The organism is Halodesulfovibrio sp. MK-HDV, from assembly GCF_009914765.1.
GTDB lineage: Bacteria > Desulfobacterota > Desulfovibrionia > Desulfovibrionales > Desulfovibrionaceae > Halodesulfovibrio.
The window spans coordinates 175,807-193,259 of the sequence record NZ_WYDS01000003.1 but is presented as its reverse complement, the minus strand read 5'-3'; the positions used below and the strand labels follow the sequence as shown (position 1 = coordinate 193,259).

Here is a 17,453-nt window from a genome sequence, read left to right as displayed (position 1 = left end):
GCTTACAGAATCCAGTCTGTAATAGATGCATCCTGCTGTAAGTAGGCCGCAATAAGCGCACAGCCACTTCCACCCGGATGAATTCCATCACTCAAATCATTCATGTATGCGTCGCTACGCACAAGATGAGAAAAAATATCCACGTACTCCACGCCATACTTGCGACAAACCGCGGCATACGCTGAATTCAGTTCTTCAACACGTCCGCAATGTTCTGCCTGAACTACAGGAAACGGACTTAAAATACGTACGTTTTTCGCAAGGTGCATGGTGGTAACGTCTTCCAACAATGTTTCAAGATTCGCTACAGACTGCCCGAGTGGAATAATTGTCTTGCCTTGCGGAGCCGCCATATCAACAACACCAAAGCAAAACATCATACGCACATCAGCTTCAGGGAGTGCTCTGAGCTGCACTTCATCTTTCCACCGTGAAACAATGGCCTGACTGGTGTGTTTTCGCACTCCCAGATTGTAGAAGGTTGTTGGTGGCACTGGCAGCCCTAAAGTAGAGGCAAAGCGCCCTGTCCAACCCAACATGCTTTTGTCGTTCACACCTAAGGTCAGCGAATCTCCAAAGAAAAAGAAAGTCTTCATAGTGTCTCCTGCTTAGTAAATTGATTCAATTGAACCATACAAAGTAAAGCAAAGATCACACCAACCATTATTCTTCAATGCCTACTGAATTTATTCATTAAATCCTTCACCCACCGTGAAAAACTCACTCTCTTTGGCTCCATTTCACTATCCTTTGCAAGCGCAGCCAAGCGCCATGTGGCTTTTTTGCCCCGCCGTGATTCCCATGTATACGACACATCTTCAAAAATGTTTTTCGAGGGGCAAATATGCCCCGCCACACGTTATTAGAATCCGTGGCTTAGCAGCGGAGTCCCATTTTTCAAGGGGCTTCCTTGCCCCATACGACAGGTAGATAAAAAGAGCCACCTTGCAACGCAAACACAACATACTTCATAAACACTTGTTTTTAATGCAAATATAACGAAAGGGGCAAAGTTGGTCTCAACTTTGCTTTTAGAGAAGTGATTTCAGCATATATCTTCGGGAGCGGCATACGGGCATCATTATGGGATGAAGCTCCTGCCGTTTCCCATAATAATGATCATGGATATCGCGCCTTACATATAAGGCTGAGTGTTTAATTGAATCATAAAAATAGGTGCGGATGCGCCTGATTAGGACATCAAGGAGTCTCTCTCATGGCAAACGAATTTTACACCATCAAGCATTATATAAACGGTGAATGGCTTCAGGAAGAAGGAACAGAATTTACTCCGCTATACAACCCGTCCAACGGTGAAGTAATCGGCGAAGTTCCAATGGGCAGCGATGCACTCGCACAAACTGCTATCGATACTGCTGCTGAAGCTTTTAAAACCTGGAAGAATACCCCGATTGCAAAACGCATGGCGTACATCTTCAAAATGCGTGAATTGATGGAACGTGAGCAGGAAGCTCTTGCATACTCTATCGCAATTGATCAGGCGAAGCATATTTCTGAAGCACGCGGCGAAGTTCGCCGTGTTATCGAAATTCTTGAAGCGACAGCAAGCGTACCGACCCTTCTTCAGGGTGACACCCTCGACAACATTGCTATGAACATCAACGGCAAAGTTGTTAAAAAACCGTTAGGCGTATTTGGCGGCGTTGCGCCGTTTAACTTCCCTGCGCTTGTATTTGGCTGGTTTATCCCTGTTGCAATCGCAACCGGTAACACCTTTATTTACAAGCCATCAACACAATCTCCACTCTTCTTACAAAAGATGATTGAGATTTTCATGGAAATGAAACTCCCAGCAGGCGTTGTTAACGTAATCTATGGTAGCCGCACCGTTGCAGCACCTTGGTATGAAGATCCACGCGTTGCCGGTGTTTGCCTCGTAGGCTCCACACCGACTGCAAAAGCAATGGCTAAAGCAGCCGGTGGCAATGCAAAACGTTCCATGCTGCTTGGCGGCGCTAAAAACATGCTGCTCGTTATGGAAGATACCGACATGGATATCTTCATCGATAACTTCATCAACTCCTGCTACGGCTCCGCTGGCCAGCGTTGTCTCGCAGGTTCCATCATCGGTGTTGTTCCTGAAGTTTACGACGAAGTGTGTGAACGCATTCTGGAAGCTTCCAAAAAAGTTGTTGTGGGTAACGCTATGGACGACGGCGTCTACATGGGTCCACTCATCAGCAAAGCTGCAAAAGAAAACGTTGAAAAATACGTTGATATCGCACTCGAGCACGGCGGCGGTTGTTCCCTGCTTCTCGATGGACGTAATCCAGAAGTGCCGGAAAAAGATAAAAATGGCTTCTATGTAGGCCCTACAGTGCTCAAAGGTGTAACACCTTGTAACCCTGTGTTCTCTACAGAAGTATTCGGCCCGCTTGTATCCATCGTTAAAGTAGCTGACATGGATGACGCTTTGAACCTCATCAGCAGTTCAGAGTTCGGTAACGGCGCTTGTATCTTCACTCAAAACATGCACTACGCAGAAACCTTCAGCCGCGAAGCCGAAGTCGGCATGATCGGCGTAAACGTTGGTATCTGCGCTCCGCACCCATATCTACCTTTTGGTGGCATCAAAGGTTCCCTCATCGGAACCGACAAAGTTCAGGGAAAAGATGCAGTAGATTTCTACACCCAGAACAAGGTTGTCACCGTCCGTACATACCATCCGGATCCAGAAGTCCGCGCTGGTAAAGCAAAACCTGCAAGTTCTAACGTACGAAGCTGCGTAGCCTCGTAGTTACTCATGAACTTCGGGGAAGCCTGTGTATTTTCACAGGCTTCCCCACTCTATTTCTATAGGCGTCTGCCCGTTACCTATGCGTATTACTGTGGATACGATTATCCACTTCTTTTTTTGAAATTGCTTATATTTCAAAGTCATGCCTTGCAACGTAGACGCTTATGAATGTTCGCCATCGGAGGAAGTATCGCGCGAAAGCGCAAACAGTATATCCAAACGGGAGTTATAATGGCTGGAACATCTCAGAACTCAGAACGTGGCACACTAGAAAAAAAGTTTATCCCCGTGGCAGGTAGGAGCGCTCGCTCTTGGCTGTATCGTAGGCTGGGGTTGCTTTGTTCTTCCCGGCATTTCGTTTCTTCCTAATGCCGGTCCGCTCGCCACAATCATAGCGTTCGCAATTGGCGGCATTGTTATGAGCGTCGTAGCACTCAGCTACAGTCACATGATTGAACATTACCCTGTCGCAGGCGGCGAATTCGCATACGCATACGCAGGATTCGGCCCTATAGGTGCTTTTGCCTGTGGTTGGGCACTGGTACTCGGTTACCTTAGTATTGTTGGCATCAACGCCTCTGCTATTGCATTGCTGGCACGTTTCCTTCTGCCGGGTGTATTTGAATTCGGCTATCTGTATACCATCGCAGGATGGGATGTATATGTTGGTGAAGTACTCATCATGACAGCATCTATCCTCATGTTCGGTATCATGAACTACCGCGGAGTAAGCGTAGCTGGCAGCATTCAGCTTGTTCTCGCATTTGCCCTCACCTTTGGTGTTATCGCAATGACATTCGGTGTTGTTACAACAGACACGTTTGCTCTTTCAAACCTTGTCCCACACTTTGCTGAAGGCAAATCCCCGATTGCATCAATCATTACTGTTGTAGCAATTGCTCCGTTCCTGTTTGTTGGTTTTGACACCATCCCACAGGCCGCAGAAGAGTTCTCTTTCTCTCCGAAAAAAGCTCGTGTTCTTATGCTTGGCGCCATTGCCCTCGGCGCTATTCTCTACACAATGGTTACATTCTGTGTCGGCAGTGTAATTCCTTACAAAGAACTTCTTGGTCAGGACCACGCATGGGCTACCGGTGCTGTTGCCCACTTAGCACTTGGTAAATACGGTAGTGTAATTCTTGGTACCGCAGTTCTCGGTGCAGTTTGTACCGGCATGAACGGCTTCTACCTTGCAACAACCCGTCTTATCTTCTCCATTGCCCGTGGTAAATTTCTGCCACAGTGGTTCGGCGAAGTTCATCCGAAGTACCACACTCCGCATAACGCAATCCTCTTTACTATGGCTATCAGTCTTCTCACACCTTGGGCTGGTCGTGCCGTAGTCGGTTGGATTGTAGATATGTGTTCTGTAGGTACCGTTATCGCGTACCTCTTCACCTGCCTTGTCTGCTACAAAATGTTCGCTGCACGCGGTGAGAAAAACATCATCAGCATCCTCGGCGCTATTGCCTCCTTCATTATTCTAGGCATGCTCACCGTTCCTGGCTCCCCGGCCATTATCGGAACAGAGCCTTGGATTCTGATGGTTATCTGGATTGTTATGGGTGTCGGATTCTACATGATCCAAATCCAAACCGTACGAAACACTCCAGAGCTTGAAATTCGTGAAAGTATCTTCGGTGACAGCACTATTCCAGTGTTCTTTGACACAGAAGAAAAATCTGCCGCTCCACGAGCAACAGAAAACTAGCACACACGAAGCAGATCTACTGACTTTGCGACCGGAGAATCTTTAGAGAGGTTCTCCGGTCGTTAACGGTAAAACCTACAAATTTTATTCAGCAAGGTAATTGATGCATTTCACCTTGCTAACATCATGTGCCCACAAGGAAAAATTGTATGACTAATTCATTTGATCCAACCGAAGCTGTTAAGAATGATAAAGAGCGTTGCTGGCATCACATCACCCAGCACAAACCGTTTGAACAGAATGATCCGCCTGTTTTTGTAGAAGGCAAAGGCATGCGTATCACGGATGCTAAGGGAAATGAGTACCTTGATGCAGTTTCCGGCGGTGTATGGACTGTTAACGTAGGCTACGGTCGTGAATCTATTGCCGATGCAGTGCGCGATCAGCTTGTTAAGCTTTGCTACTTTGCAAACAGCGCAGGCAACGTGCCTGCTGCAAACTTTGCAGAACGCTTGGTTGATAAGATGCCCGGCTTCAGCCGCGTCTACTATTCAAACTCCGGCTCTGAGGCGAACGAGAAAGCGTACAAAATGATTCGCCAGCTTGCTCATTTCAATAATGACGGCAAGAAACACAAAATTATCTACCGTGACCGCGACTACCACGGAACAACCATTGCTGCTTTAAGCTCCACTGGTCAGTCCGAGCGTAAGTCACAGTACGGCCCGTTCCTCCCCGGCTTTGCGGAACTGGAACACTGTTGCTGCTACCGTTGCCCGTTCGGCAAAGAATACGGCAGTTGTAATATCGAATGCGCACGTGCTCTGGAAACACTTATCCTTAAAGAAAATCCAGATACCGTAGGCGGCATCATTCTTGAGCCAATCACTGCCGGTGGTGGTGTTATTCCTCCGGTTCCTGAATACTTCCCGATCATCCGCGAAATCTGTGACAAATACGATGTTCTTCTTCACATCGATGAAGTTGTATGCGGCATCGGTCGCACCGGTAAATGGTTCGGCTATCAGCACTACGATTTCACTCCGGACATCGTGACAATGGCAAAAGGCGTTGCCTCCGGTTACGCAGCTATCTCCTGCACAGTGACCACTGAAAAAGTTTTCGATCAGTTCAAAGCCGACCCTTCAGACCGCGAACGCTACTTCCGCGACATTTCCACATTTGGTGGCTGTACCGCTGGCCCTGCTGCTGCTTTGGAAAACATGCGCATTGTTGAAGAAGAAAAACTTCTCGAGAATGTAACCACCATGGGCGCATACATGCAGGATCGTCTCTTTGAATTAAAAGACAAGTACGACGTCATCGGCGATGTACGCGGAGTTGGCCTCTTCCAAGGTATGGAGCTGGTTCAAGACCGAGCAACCAAAGAGCCTGTTGATGAAACAGTGACCATGAAGATTGCCGGACACTGCATGCAAAACGGCGTTATCATCGGCCGTACGAACCGCTCTTTCGAAAAATACAATAACAACTTGTGCTTCAGCCCTGCGTTGATCTCCACAAAAACAGAGATCGATGAAATCGTTACCGCTGTTGATAATGCACTTGCAGCGTTATAAATAAACAAACCAGATTAAGGACATAACGATGATTATTGGTATTCTTAAAGAAATTAAGGTGAAAGAAAATCGCGTCTGCATGACTCCGGCAGGCGTTGTAGCAATGAAAGCTAACGGCCATGATGTGCTTGTTGAAAAAAATGCAGGCATCGGCTCCGGCTTTAGCAATGATGAGTACGTGGCAGCTGGTGCTACCATAATCGATACTCCTGCCGAGATCTGCCAGAAGGCAGAAATGGTCATGCACGTTAAAGAACCACAGCCTTCAGAATACGGCATGCTTCGCAAAGGCCAAATTCTCTTTACCTACCTGCACCTTGCAGCGGACGAGCCACAGACTCAGGGTCTTATCAAATCCGGCGCAACCTGCATTGCGTATGAAACCATTCAGAAAGCAGATAAATCCTTGCCGCTTCTTACCCCAATGTCTGAAGTAGCAGGCCGTATGGCAGTTCAGCAGGGCGCAAAAGTTCTCGAAGCTACCACCGGTGGTCTCGGCAAGCTTCTCGGCGGCGTGCCGGGTGTTGCCCCTGCTAAAGTTATGGTCATCGGCGGCGGCGTTGTTGGTGTTCAGGCAGCTAAAATGGCGTGTGGTCTTGGTGCACAGGTATTCCTTATGGATATCAGCCTTGACCGTCTGCGTTACCTTGATGATGTGATGCCTGCAAACTGCACCACCCTCATGTCTTCTAAAGGCGCTATTCAGAACCTTCTTCCAGAAATGGATCTCGTGATTGGCGCAGTGCTCATCCCGGGTGCAAAAGCTCCGGCAGTTATCACCCGTGACGACTTGAAACTTATGAAAAAAGGTTCTGCATTGGTTGATGTCGCAATCGATCAGGGTGGTTGTTTCGAAACTTCCAAAGCGACCACGCATACAGACCCAACCTATGAAGTGGACGGAATTGTTCATTACTGCGTCGCAAACATTCCGGGTGCAGTTCCAATGACATCCACAATGGCACTCACCAACGCTACACTCCCATACGCTATCGAAATTGCAAACAAGGGTTGGAAACAGGCCTGCATCGATAACAATGAAATCAAACTTGGCCTTAACGTTCACGAAGGCAAAGTTACCTACAAAGCAGTGTGTGATGCCTTTGATCTTACGCACACACCTGTAAACGACGTTTTGTAGTTGCCTATTACAAAGCAGATTATATAGACTGAGTGCCGCTTCACATAAGCCTCGACAATATGAAGCGGCCTCAGTCTTTGTTTAAGGAAAAAACACCCGTTGAGTGCTTTGCAATCAACAAAAAGCCGACTCATACGCAGCAAAATGCGTCTGCTTTCACGTGGATATAGGTACCAAAACTACATCCCCATAGAATCAATAATCATAACCCGTTATTGATTCACAAAAACCCCAACCTGACATTTTTTATTGGGGTGCATATCACAACAGCTCTTACGACACTGTCGCAAGAGCTGTTGTTTTCTAAATAAAACTCAACGTTCCAGAAGGTAAACGAGTTGGGTTGGGCAACACGTTTCATTGAGTAATTATTCAGAATTTTAATTTGTACACTCAAAAACATGCGTAGCTAGCGACTCTCATCACTAGTCAAATTGCTCTGGCGCAAGGTCTAACATATCAAGACCTTCAATCTTCATGGAAGAATTGTGCTGCGAGGATACAAACGTAAAGGTCGTTGAGCTTTTATGATCTTCCCTACATATTTCACATAAAAGCGCTCTACATTCATACTCCTGCTAACTGCAACAACGCCAGAGACAACTGATGAAGATTGGTATGACCAAAACAGATACGCCATCTTGTTTTAACCCGTTATACCTACGCAATCTCATCATTCAGGCGCAAAAAACATGCGCCCTTAAACATCAAAAATTTACGATACCATCAAACCGTCGCATTAAGCAGTCGCATTAAGCAGTCTCATACAAAAACAAGTATCAAGCCGCCTTTCTCATTCGCCGAACTCAATCCTTTCTAATGTAATTCTCTTTAAACAGGCTAATTCCTCATCTGAGAAACTTCCCGCAATCTGCGCCTCTAAAGAACAAGCCAATTCATCAAGGGGAGCTTTCAACGCTTGCCCATTCTCTGTTAAAAAAACGAAAGAAACCCTCCCGTCTTTCGAGGATTTTCTCAGTTTAACTAACTTTTTTTGAAGCAACTTCTTAAGAATCCTATGGACTGTCGGCAAATCTTTATTGCAACATTCAGCCAACGCGGACTGCGCGACTCCGTCCTCCTTCCACAAGCAATACAGCAGCGCCCATTGTTCTGTTGTAACATCGTAGGGTTTTAACCTTGCGTGGAATTCTACTTTAAACATCGCGCCCAATCGAACCATCAGCATACCGACTGACTCTAGACTATTAAATTTCATGAGCTCTACTTATTAAAAAGTTGTCATGACAAGTATCTTTGCAAAAAACATAAGTCAATACTTACATACCTGCATTGGAGCATGCAACCATGTGCAAGAATTTTTCAACTTAGGAAATTTTTTAGCACGCTCCAGTGAGATACATTTTGGGGATTACGTCTCGTAAACAATACGTTACCGTTGCTCTCAATAGGTTTCGCTCAGCTTGAGGTAGCTCATAAAAAAACAGAGCTACCATAAATGGCAGCTCCGTGCGCTAACCCCATTGTTACTACAAATACAAATCCCGTTCACCCTGTTCGATACGCGACAAACGGTCTTCCAAATTCTTTTGGCACGTTCCCGAGCCCTTTTCTACTTCGTCTTGAATAAGCTTGTGTCCAACATCGCGAGTAGCTTCGCTAGCGTAGTCCTGTAAGTACTCGTTGAACGTAAGTAGTGCATTGGGACGACAAAAATTCTGGATAAAGCCGTTTTTAGCCAACTTCATAAATTCTTCGCCCGTTCTTCCCTCGCGGTAGCAAGCAGTACACCATGATGGAGTATATCCGTGCTGCACAATTTCTTGAATAACTTCATCAAGATTACGATTATCACCAACACAAAACTGTTGGACTTCAGGGCGATCAAAATTCGGATCAGAATACGCACCTGGGTATGTGCGGGAACCCGCACTAAGCTGCGAAACACCTATATCAAGAAGCTCGCGTCGCATCTCCTTGTTTTCCCGAGTGCTCAGGATCAGTCCGGTAAAAGGAACCGCAAGACGTAACACAGCCACAAGACGCTTAAACTGGGTGTCTGAAATCGGATATGGAGGATTAAAAGCAATATCTGAATTCAAAGCAGGCTCAAGACGAGGGAAAGACAGCGTATGCGGCCCGACACCAAAACGTTTTTCCAACTCTGCTGCGTGAGCTAGTAATGCAATGATATCGAAACGGTAGTCATACAAACCAAGTAACGCCCCCATGCCTACATCATCAATTCCGGCCTCCATCGCTCTATGCATCGCATGGAGTCTCCACAGGAAATGCTTTTTATGACCTCGTGGATGAAGTTCTGCATATGTCTGGGAATGGTAGGTCTCCTGAAAACATTGGTACGTTCCAATACCCACCTCATGCAATTTACGGAAACCTTCAACGTCCAACGGAGCACAGTTGATGTTAACGCGCCGAATCTCGCCACTCTTTTCAGAAACTGTTTCGTAAACAGTACGCACGGTCTCCGCGATCCAGTCTCCACCAAATTTAGGATGTTCGCCGTACACCAACAACAAACGCTTATGACCGATATCCTCAAGAATGCTGACCTCTTTTTTTATTTCAGCAGGATTGAGAGTTCGGCGAACGAGTTCAGTGTTAGTGTCCTTGAATCCGCAATATGCACAGCGGTTACTACATTCGTTTGTAATGTAGAGAGGGCAAAAAGGACGACACGCTTACCGTAGATGGCTTGCTTGACCTTACCGGCAGTTTCCAGAATTGCCTCATTTAATTCCGGATCTTCAGTCTGTAACAAACAAGCTGTTTCTTCGAGAGTCAGCCCTTTAGCTTCAAGCGCCTTATCGAGGATTTCCTGAACGCGACCTGTGGATGCATCGGCGTTTTGATTTACAATGCCCCATATCGCCTTTTCATCAATAAAATTATCAAGACCCGTTGTATCGAGTTTCATTTTGTAATCTCCATAAAAAAACTGGCTTTTCAAATGCGAAAAACCAGCGTTTCCAAAAATATTGTAGCAGGCTGTGCCCGTCGTTTTTAAGCGTGCAAGCTGCTTTATACGCTAGGGTAGCCGACTATTTATCGTTAATATTATCGTCTTTTCTGTTCGAAATTCTGTAGTAAAGCATTCGAATAGATATTCCGAGCAACAAAGCGGCTTGTGTCTTATTGCCGGAGGTTGCAGCCAGAGCATCGTCTATTTCTTTTTCCGTTGGCTTTTTACGTCTTTTTTTAGACTTCGATGAAGGAATCACAGCAGCTTGCGATGAAGCTACTACGGCATACCCTCGATTATCGGTGAGAATTGTAGCCAGATGTTCTGGAAGCAATTCCGGTGCGTCATGCATAACCGAAACCCACTCTAATGTGTTCTTCAATTCTCGCACGTTCCCAGGCCACGGATGAACCATCAGCAACTGCGCAGCGTTCGGTGATATGTCCGTAAAATTTTTGCCACGCTTTTTAGCAAAATTGGTGAGAAATAGTTTCGCCAGCGGAACAATATCGTCAGGTCGCTCACGCAGGGACGGAACCATGATGGAACCGACTCGCAACCTGTAATACAAATCTTTGCGAAAAAGCCCTTGTTCCATACGCTCGTCTAAATCAAGATTAGTCGCGGCAATAATACGAATATCTGCATGAACTTTCTCCAAGCCGCCAACACGATAAAAACTTTTATCCTCGATGACTCGTAGTAGTTTGGCCTGCAACTCAACGGGGATTTCACCGATTTCATCAAGAAAAAGGGTACCACCTTTGGCAAGGTCGATCTTTCCTTTTGCCCCACGAGCTGCACTGCCTGTAAAAGCACCCGCCTTGTATCCGAATAGTTCACTTTCAAACAACGTGGCAGGCAGCGCAGCGCAGTTGATGGCAACAAATGGAAGAGAGGATTGATCGGGACCATAGTGGATTATCTTTGCCACAATATCTTTCCCGACCCCAGTTTCTCCCTGAATTAAGACCGGAAGTTCCCTGTCTTCATGGTAGCGTTTTGCCTGAGAAACAACCTGCCACATGGGTTCAGAGAAAATGCCTATATTATCAAGACCAGCCTGCTTCTCTAAAAGCTCTTGTAATCTTGTAAGCTCGGCTCTGAAATCGTTTGTTGCTTCGGCTACAACTTCGTCAAATTTTTTGGTCAGGCGGTCATTTTCTGCGAGCAAAGCCTGATGCTCTGCCACTCGATTCAAAATGGAACGAAGTTCTTCCATATTAATCGGCTTCGTCATGTAGTCATAGGCACCAGCACGCAATGCCCCGATTGCCAGTTCTAAATCCGAATGACCTGTGTACAAAACCACATCGGGGAAATATGAGCCGGACATACTCTTAACTTCCCGAACCAATTCAATGCCTGTTTTACCCGGCATCTGTATGTCAGAAAGCACCATTTCAAAACGATGATTGCGGCAGACATCCAAAGCACTTTCGGCATCAGAACATGATGTAACAGCATGACCCAACAGAGTCAGATATTCGGCAAGTGAATGACGAGTTGCCTCGTCATCATCGACAAGAAGAATACGCATGTTCTTATGCACCGCTCCAGCCTGCCGAAGGCAGGGTTACCTTTATCAACGCACCGCCCTCCGGACGATTTGAGGCAGTAATGGAACCACCTGCCGCTTGAACAATAATCCGCACAATAGACAGCCCAAGCCCCATGGAAGTTCCTGAAGATTTTGTAGAGAAAAACGGTTCAAACATTTTCTCAGCCAGTCCCTCATCAAACCCTAGACCATTATCAGACACAGTAAGTTCCACTAAGCCTGACTCGTGTGAAGCCACATCAATCTGAATAATCTTTTGTTCACAGTCTGTTCCATCAAGAGCCTGCATGGCATTCGCCACAAGATTGGTGACAAGCTCCTCAAAACGAATAGCCGTCCCTGTTACAAATGGAAGGTTCGGGGAAATATTTGCATCCAATGCAATCCCCCTCGCACTGATCTGCGCATTAATCAGGGAAAGTGCAGAATGAACAGCATTACCTAAATCACAACTCTCAGAAGTCGTATTCTGACTCTGACGAAGATGTTCACGCAAATGGTTCACAATAGAATCAATTCGATCAACCTGCGAAGCAATGTCCCCTAGCATTCTGGGCAACTCGCTCTCAGCAAATTCGGAGCGCTCTGCAAGTAGTTGGGCAGATGCCGTTAATATTCGGATAGCATTCAAAGGTTGGTTTATTTCGTGTGCAATGCCGCCACCGATCACCGCAAGGGTTGTAACCTTACTCGCTTGAGCCATTGCTATACGGGCTTCTGCGAGCGTTGCTTCTGCTTCGCGTTGAGCAGTCACATCACGCCCTACGGACTGGTATTCAACAATTTTGCCGTGTTCATCAAATATTCCCTTTGTAACGTACTGTACAAAGTGCATTCGACCATCAACACCACGATATCTTGGTTCTGTGACAATTTCTGGATTCTCTGGAGAAATGGAATAGACCAGATGGACAATTGAATCTCGTTCTTCAGGATCAAGAAGATCCTTAAAATTTGAAGCGAGCAACTCTTCAGGCTCTTTACCGTAAAAACGACAAAGGGCACTGTTGACAAAAGTCAGCTTTCCATCTGGACGAAACCGACGGATAAATTCCGTCTGCTCCTCAACGACAGCCTGATAAATAGAGTTCGTACGAGTCATTGCCCAAATATTCCTTTAGTTATGCCCGAAAGATATTTGAAGTGCGCTTTGGCGTCTTTTCGAGCCGGATATGCGTTTAAGCTCTTTCTTGGCTAAAATCCTCAGTGCCCCAGCTGGACACACTGCAACACACGCCGGTCCCCCGTCACGTTCCGTACAAAGGTCGCACTTATGGGCAACAGGCATATCTGAAGTCCCCGGAATATATCCCACCTGCATGGCTCCCACAGGACAAGCTGCCATACAAGCCTTACAGCCGAAACAACGTTCTGAATTCACCCGCACGGTCTTACCATCGGAGAGAATTGCTCCGGCAGGACAAGCCGCGACGCACGGAGCATCTTCACACTGACGACACTGAATTGGAGCTGTGACCTCCGCCTCGTGTACAATGCTTATTCTTGGAGAAAAGGGTAAGCCCTTTTCCCCTGCCTGTCCCATATCCTCATCCATATGAGCGCCGACACAAGCAACTTCGCACGCTCGGCAGCCTATACAGCGTGAAGGATCTGATAACACAAAAGAATGCATTAGTTATGGCTCCCTACATCATCCCCGTAACAGGTATGAAGCAGTTTATGGGAAAGATGTCCGAGCGGTTTTTCTAAATAGTTTTCATACAGAGCTGTCACAGACGGATTCCTATGTGAGGCTCTAACTGGCAGCTCTTTGTCGTGAGTATGCAAACTCTGACGACGACGCGCAATAGCATCTGCAATATCAATATGCGGAAGCAATTTCGGTTGTCCCCCGCCTGCAACACAACCACCTGTGCAACACATAACTTCCATAAAATCAAAATCAGCCTGTCCTGTGCGAACAGTCTCAAGAAGCTTTGCAGCATGGGCTAATCCGGAAACAATGACTGCCCGTACGGTCTTTCCTGCCACCTCTATTGTAGCACGGCGCACACCTTCATCAGTTTGAATAAAAGTAACACCACTTTCGTTAACTTCATTTCCTGTTGTAACTGCAATTGCAGTACGCAGTGCGGCTTCCATTACGCCGCCGGAAGCACCGAAAATAGTTCCCGCTCCAGAATAAAGTCCCAGAGGAGTATCAAACTCTTCTTCCGGAAGTGTGTCCAAGCGGATCCCTTTGCTTTTAAGCATGGCAGCAAGCTCAGTTACGGTCAAAACCGCATCAACATCAGGCGTTCCGGTGGACTGCATTTCAGGACGACCAGCCTCATATTTCTTTGCAGTACAAGGCATAATGGCAACACTGGCAATGTCTTCAGAATTCTTGCCCGCAATATCTGCACCGTATGTTTTAAAAAGTGCACCCGCCATTTGCTGTGGAGATTTGCAACTGGAAAGATGGGATACCTGATCAGACCATGCGGTTTCCATATAGCGAACCCACCCCGGGCAGCATGATGTAAACATAGGCAGATTCTCGCCGGACTCCAGACGTTCAAGCAACTCAGATGCTTCTTCCATAATGGTTACGTCAGCAGCAAAAATAGTGTCATATACAAAATCAAATCCGAGCCTACGCAAAGCTGCCGCAAGCTGCCCCGGAGTCAACGTACCGGGGGCAAATCCGAATTCTTCTGCAATGGAAGCTCGAACAGCAGGTGCACACTGAACCATGGAAACCTTAGCTGGATCGGCAAGCATACCTGCCACGTTTTTCTTATCAATCCGAAAATGTGCAGCAAATAGTATAGAAGTATCGTCTTCAGGCAGCCCGCGATCTTTTCGAATATTCGATAAGTCCTCTGCACAATCATCAAAAGGCGACAAAAAAGCTGAACATCGCTGAACACACTGACCGCATATTACGCAACGGGATGTATCAATAACCTGAGGTTCATACTGTTTCCCGATAATAGCATCTACAGGACACACTTCTACACAGCGACGACAGCCGGTACAAAGTAAAGGATCGATTGAAACGATTTGGGATGAAATAGTCATTAGAATTCTTCTCCAGCTCTGGCACTAAAGCCAGCCAAGGCCAGTGCTGCTTCAACATTGCGGCGGTGTTTAATTTTTGCAGGGTTAATTAAAATTAATGCATCCTTAGGACAAGCCTCGACACACGCGGGTCCAGCTTTACGACCTTTGCAGAGGTCACATTTACTGGCTAGCAAAGCAGGTTCAGTAGTAAAACTTTCAGGGGACTGAGGATCAGTCACTCGGCGCATGACCGGCTTTCCTGTTTCCCAAATTTGCGCCATTTCCATAGCACCTACTGGACAGGTAACCAGACAAGTTTTGCAACCGACGCAGCGGCTTTCATCAATCTGCACACCATTCTCGGTACGATAAATCGCAGCATTAGGGCACACCGCTGCACAAGGAGCATCTTCACAATGCCGACAACCGATCGGAACACGAACATCTCCCGCGCAGGTCAGATAAAGTCGCGGAGTAAGGGGAGCTTGGATACTTCCGACGGAAACTCCGCCCTGAACATGTGCGGCAGCACAGGCCAGTTCACATGCTCGGCAACCTATGCATTTGGAAGCTGTTGCGAGGATGAAGGGATTTAAACGGGTTGGCATGACAAATGTTCCTCTATGTCTACTGAATTCACTGCTTGCACATCATCAGAAATTTTACGGATAGATACAGCGCATACTTTAAGCTGTGGAGTACCGGTCACAGGATCGGCAGCTGATGTAGTAAGTATGTTGGCCGGACTCTCGGAGAAATGAAACGTCATAAAGACTAGTCCCGGCCGAACTCGGCGAGTCACCCAAGCCCTGCCCTTTGCAGCACCACGGCGGGAACAAACTTCAAGCAATTCTCCATCAACAATGCCATACGTTTCCGCGTCGGAAGGATGAACCTCTACCAACTCTTCAGGCCACGTGCCTGCAAGCCCAAAGCATCGTCTGGTCATTGTTGCAGTATGGTAATGCGCAACGACACGGCCTGTTGTAAGCGTCAACGGATATTCAGCGTCTGGAAGTTCAGCAGGTTCTCTATGAGTAAGCGGCACAAACTTGCCCGCGCCACGCATACACTGCCCAACATGCAATATAGGTGTGCCGGGATGCTGTTCATCTGGACACGGCCACTGGAGGCCACCGCTTTCCAGTCTTTTATACGTAATGCCAGTGTGGGTTGGCGTAAGCCTGCTCATTTCGTTAAACACAGCTTCCACATTGGCATATCGTTCCGGTCGCCCGATTCGTTCCAGCAATTCAGCAATTATTTTCCAATCAGGAAGACTGTTACCTACAGGAGAGACTGCTTGTCGTATTCGCTGAACTCTTCTTTCTGTGCTGGTGAATGTTCCATCTTTTTCCGCGAAACTAGCTCCAGGGAGCACAACATCAGCAAGTTTGGCAGTCTCAGTTAGAAAAATATCCTGAACGACCAAAAAAATCTACATGCTTCAGGCAATGTTCCACATGAGTAATATCAGGATCGCTACGCATTGGATTTTCACCAAAAACATACAAGCCTTTAAAGCGATCTTCCTCAATGGCTGTAAACATTTGAGGAATGGTCATTCCAATAGCGGATGGAAGCTCTACGCCCCATTCTTCTTCAAAGGTAGCCCTAACCGCATCGTCTTTCACCGGCCGATAGCCTGTCAGTACGTTGGGCAACGCGCCCATGTCACAAGAACCCTGAACATTATTCTGTCCACGAAGAGGGTTAACACCTGTTTTTGGACGACCAATATTACCAGTCAGAAGAGCGAGGTTTGAGACAGCCAGAACATTGCTTGTTCCGGTGGTATGTTGGGTGATCCCCATCGTGTAATAAAAAGCAGTATTTTTAGATTGAGCGATGCACTGCGCGGCCTTACGGATGCCTGCAACGGATACTTCTGAAACGGATGAGACTATCTCAGCATCAAAATCCCTAAGTCCCTTGCGGAACATTCCGAAACCCTCATTCTCTGCGGCTACGGTTGGGACATCAACCAGACCGGTATTAAGGATTTCGAGAGCAATGGCAGACAATAGCGCAGTATCTGTACCAGGACGAAGTCGCAGCCATACATCTGCCTCACGGGCGAGATCTATCTCACGAGGGTCAATGACAATCAGCTTAGCTCCATTGCGCTTGGCATCCATTATTCCCAGTCCGATTACCGGATGGCATGCCGTGGTATTGGTGCCAATGATGCAAACACAATCCCCCGCCCCCATATCCCACAATTCTCGAATCGAATTCGTCATAGATCCGCTTCCGAGTGATGTGGCCAGACCGGCCACAGTCGGAGCGTGTCAAAGTCGTGCGCAGTGATCGATATTATTAGTGCCGAATCCTGCGCGGAAAAATTTCTGAAAAAGATAGTTCTCTTCATTGGTGCAGCGGGCACTACTGAAACCGCCCAATGCGTCTGAACCATGAGAGGAAGCAATCTGAGAAAACCGCGTTGCAACCAGTTCAAGAGCCTCATCCCATGAAGCTGGAACAAGTTCTCCGTCTTTACGAATCAGCGGTGTTGTCAGCCGATCTTTATGATGAACAAAGTCAAATCCAAACCGCCCCTTTGAACAAAGTGCACCTTGGTTAACTGAAGGCTCTGGTCCCGGAGAAACGCTGACAATGCGCTCATCTTCAACATTCAAAGACAAAGCGCAGCCAACGCCGCAGTAAGGACAGGTAGTAGTAATGTGTTGCATAATTAGGATATCAGCATAATTCATGCCATTCAAAATTTTTACATTATTCAATAATAACAAACAATTAATCAGGTACAGAAAACAGCACTTCTGCAATACAAACAAAATTGCATGCAAAA

The 17,453-nt window shown here is 46.8% G+C and carries 11 protein-coding genes and 2 pseudogenes; 4 read left to right on the top strand and 9 right to left on the bottom strand.

Going from position 1 to position 17,453, the window contains the following annotated elements; translation table 11 throughout:
* Positions 1-2: 2 nt before the first annotated feature.
* A complete protein-coding gene (locus MKHDV_RS03530; protein ID WP_160712314.1) occupies positions 3-596 on the bottom strand; it encodes a GDSL-type esterase/lipase family protein in 594 nt (197 codons plus the stop codon).
* 620 nt (positions 597-1,216) lie between these two features.
* Here MKHDV_RS03530 and MKHDV_RS03525 point away from each other — a divergent pair.
* The 4 genes from MKHDV_RS03525 (at position 1,217) to ald (ending at position 7,130) form a co-directional block, all read left to right on the top strand.
* Positions 1,217-2,758, top strand: coding sequence for an aldehyde dehydrogenase family protein (locus MKHDV_RS03525; protein WP_160712312.1), 1,542 nt, complete (start codon positions 1,217-1,219; stop codon positions 2,756-2,758).
* 319 nt (positions 2,759-3,077) lie between these two features.
* Positions 3,078-4,469 (top strand): APC family permease, encoded by a 1,392-nt coding sequence (locus tag MKHDV_RS03520; protein WP_160712483.1) that lies wholly within the window; start codon positions 3,078-3,080, stop codon positions 4,467-4,469.
* 149 nt (positions 4,470-4,618) lie between these two features.
* On the top strand, positions 4,619-5,989 hold the full coding sequence (locus MKHDV_RS03515; protein WP_160712310.1) for an aspartate aminotransferase family protein: 1,371 nt from the start codon (positions 4,619-4,621) through the stop codon (positions 5,987-5,989).
* Positions 5,990-6,017: 28 nt separating this feature from the next.
* On the top strand, positions 6,018-7,130 hold the full coding sequence (gene ald / locus MKHDV_RS03510; RefSeq protein ID WP_160712308.1) for an alanine dehydrogenase: 1,113 nt from the start codon (positions 6,018-6,020) through the stop codon (positions 7,128-7,130).
* 793 nt (positions 7,131-7,923) lie between these two features.
* Here ald and MKHDV_RS03505 read toward each other — a convergent pair.
* From MKHDV_RS03505 to fdhF, 8 genes and pseudogenes are all read right to left on the bottom strand, one after another.
* On the bottom strand, positions 7,924-8,349 hold the full coding sequence (locus tag MKHDV_RS03505) for a MarR family winged helix-turn-helix transcriptional regulator (RefSeq protein ID WP_160712306.1): 426 nt from the start codon (positions 8,347-8,349) through the stop codon (positions 7,924-7,926).
* Between the two features lie 271 nt (positions 8,350-8,620).
* Positions 8,621-10,029: pseudogene (gene hydG / locus MKHDV_RS03500) on the bottom strand ([FeFe] hydrogenase H-cluster radical SAM maturase HydG).
* Positions 10,030-10,153: 124 nt separating this feature from the next.
* Entirely contained in the window at positions 10,154-11,614 is a 1,461-nt protein-coding gene (locus MKHDV_RS03495; RefSeq protein WP_160712304.1) for a sigma-54 dependent transcriptional regulator, read from the bottom strand.
* Between the two features lie 4 nt (positions 11,615-11,618).
* Positions 11,619-12,737 carry an ATP-binding protein gene (locus MKHDV_RS03490; protein ID WP_160712302.1) on the bottom strand — a complete coding sequence of 373 codons (1,119 nt, stop codon included), beginning with the start codon at positions 12,735-12,737 and terminating at the stop codon, positions 11,619-11,621.
* A 15-nt stretch (positions 12,738-12,752) separates the two neighbouring features.
* Positions 12,753-13,268, bottom strand: coding sequence for a 4Fe-4S dicluster domain-containing protein (locus MKHDV_RS03485; RefSeq protein WP_160712300.1), 516 nt, complete (start codon positions 13,266-13,268; stop codon positions 12,753-12,755).
* The gene (locus tag MKHDV_RS03480; RefSeq protein WP_160712298.1) at positions 13,268-14,659 is read right to left on the bottom strand and encodes a [Fe-Fe] hydrogenase large subunit C-terminal domain-containing protein; all 1,392 of its coding nucleotides are present in this window, start codon (positions 14,657-14,659) and stop codon (positions 13,268-13,270) included. Before MKHDV_RS03480 ends, MKHDV_RS03485 begins: the two co-directional genes overlap by 1 nt.
* The gene (locus tag MKHDV_RS03475; RefSeq protein ID WP_160712296.1) at positions 14,659-15,249 is read right to left on the bottom strand and encodes a 4Fe-4S dicluster domain-containing protein; all 591 of its coding nucleotides are present in this window, start codon (positions 15,247-15,249) and stop codon (positions 14,659-14,661) included. Before MKHDV_RS03475 ends, MKHDV_RS03480 begins: the two co-directional genes overlap by 1 nt.
* Positions 15,234-17,334, bottom strand: a pseudogene (gene fdhF, locus MKHDV_RS03470) (formate dehydrogenase subunit alpha). The gene MKHDV_RS03475 and the pseudogene fdhF overlap by 16 nt, the downstream one beginning before the upstream one ends.
* Between the last annotated feature and the right edge of the window lie 119 nt (positions 17,335-17,453).

What these genes read in the sequence shown, in the direction of transcription:
- MKHDV_RS03530 (WP_160712314.1), bottom strand. Translation starts at nt 596, where the DNA reads ATGAAGACTTTCTTTTTCTTTGGAGATTCGCTGACCTTAGGTGTGAAC.
- MKHDV_RS03525 (WP_160712312.1), top strand. Translation starts at nt 1,217, where the DNA reads ATGGCAAACGAATTTTACACCATCAAGCATTATATAAACGGTGAATGG.
- MKHDV_RS03515 (WP_160712310.1), top strand. Translation starts at nt 4,619, where the DNA reads ATGACTAATTCATTTGATCCAACCGAAGCTGTTAAGAATGATAAAGAG.
- ald (WP_160712308.1), top strand. Translation starts at nt 6,018, where the DNA reads ATGATTATTGGTATTCTTAAAGAAATTAAGGTGAAAGAAAATCGCGTC.
- MKHDV_RS03505 (WP_160712306.1), bottom strand. Translation starts at nt 8,349, where the DNA reads ATGAAATTTAATAGTCTAGAGTCAGTCGGTATGCTGATGGTTCGATTG.
- MKHDV_RS03495 (WP_160712304.1), bottom strand. Translation starts at nt 11,614, where the DNA reads ATGCGTATTCTTCTTGTCGATGATGACGAGGCAACTCGTCATTCACTT.
- MKHDV_RS03490 (WP_160712302.1), bottom strand. Translation starts at nt 12,737, where the DNA reads ATGACTCGTACGAACTCTATTTATCAGGCTGTCGTTGAGGAGCAGACG.
- MKHDV_RS03485 (WP_160712300.1), bottom strand. Translation starts at nt 13,268, where the DNA reads ATGCATTCTTTTGTGTTATCAGATCCTTCACGCTGTATAGGCTGCCGA.
- MKHDV_RS03480 (WP_160712298.1), bottom strand. Translation starts at nt 14,659, where the DNA reads ATGACTATTTCATCCCAAATCGTTTCAATCGATCCTTTACTTTGTACC.
- MKHDV_RS03475 (WP_160712296.1), bottom strand. Translation starts at nt 15,249, where the DNA reads ATGCCAACCCGTTTAAATCCCTTCATCCTCGCAACAGCTTCCAAATGC.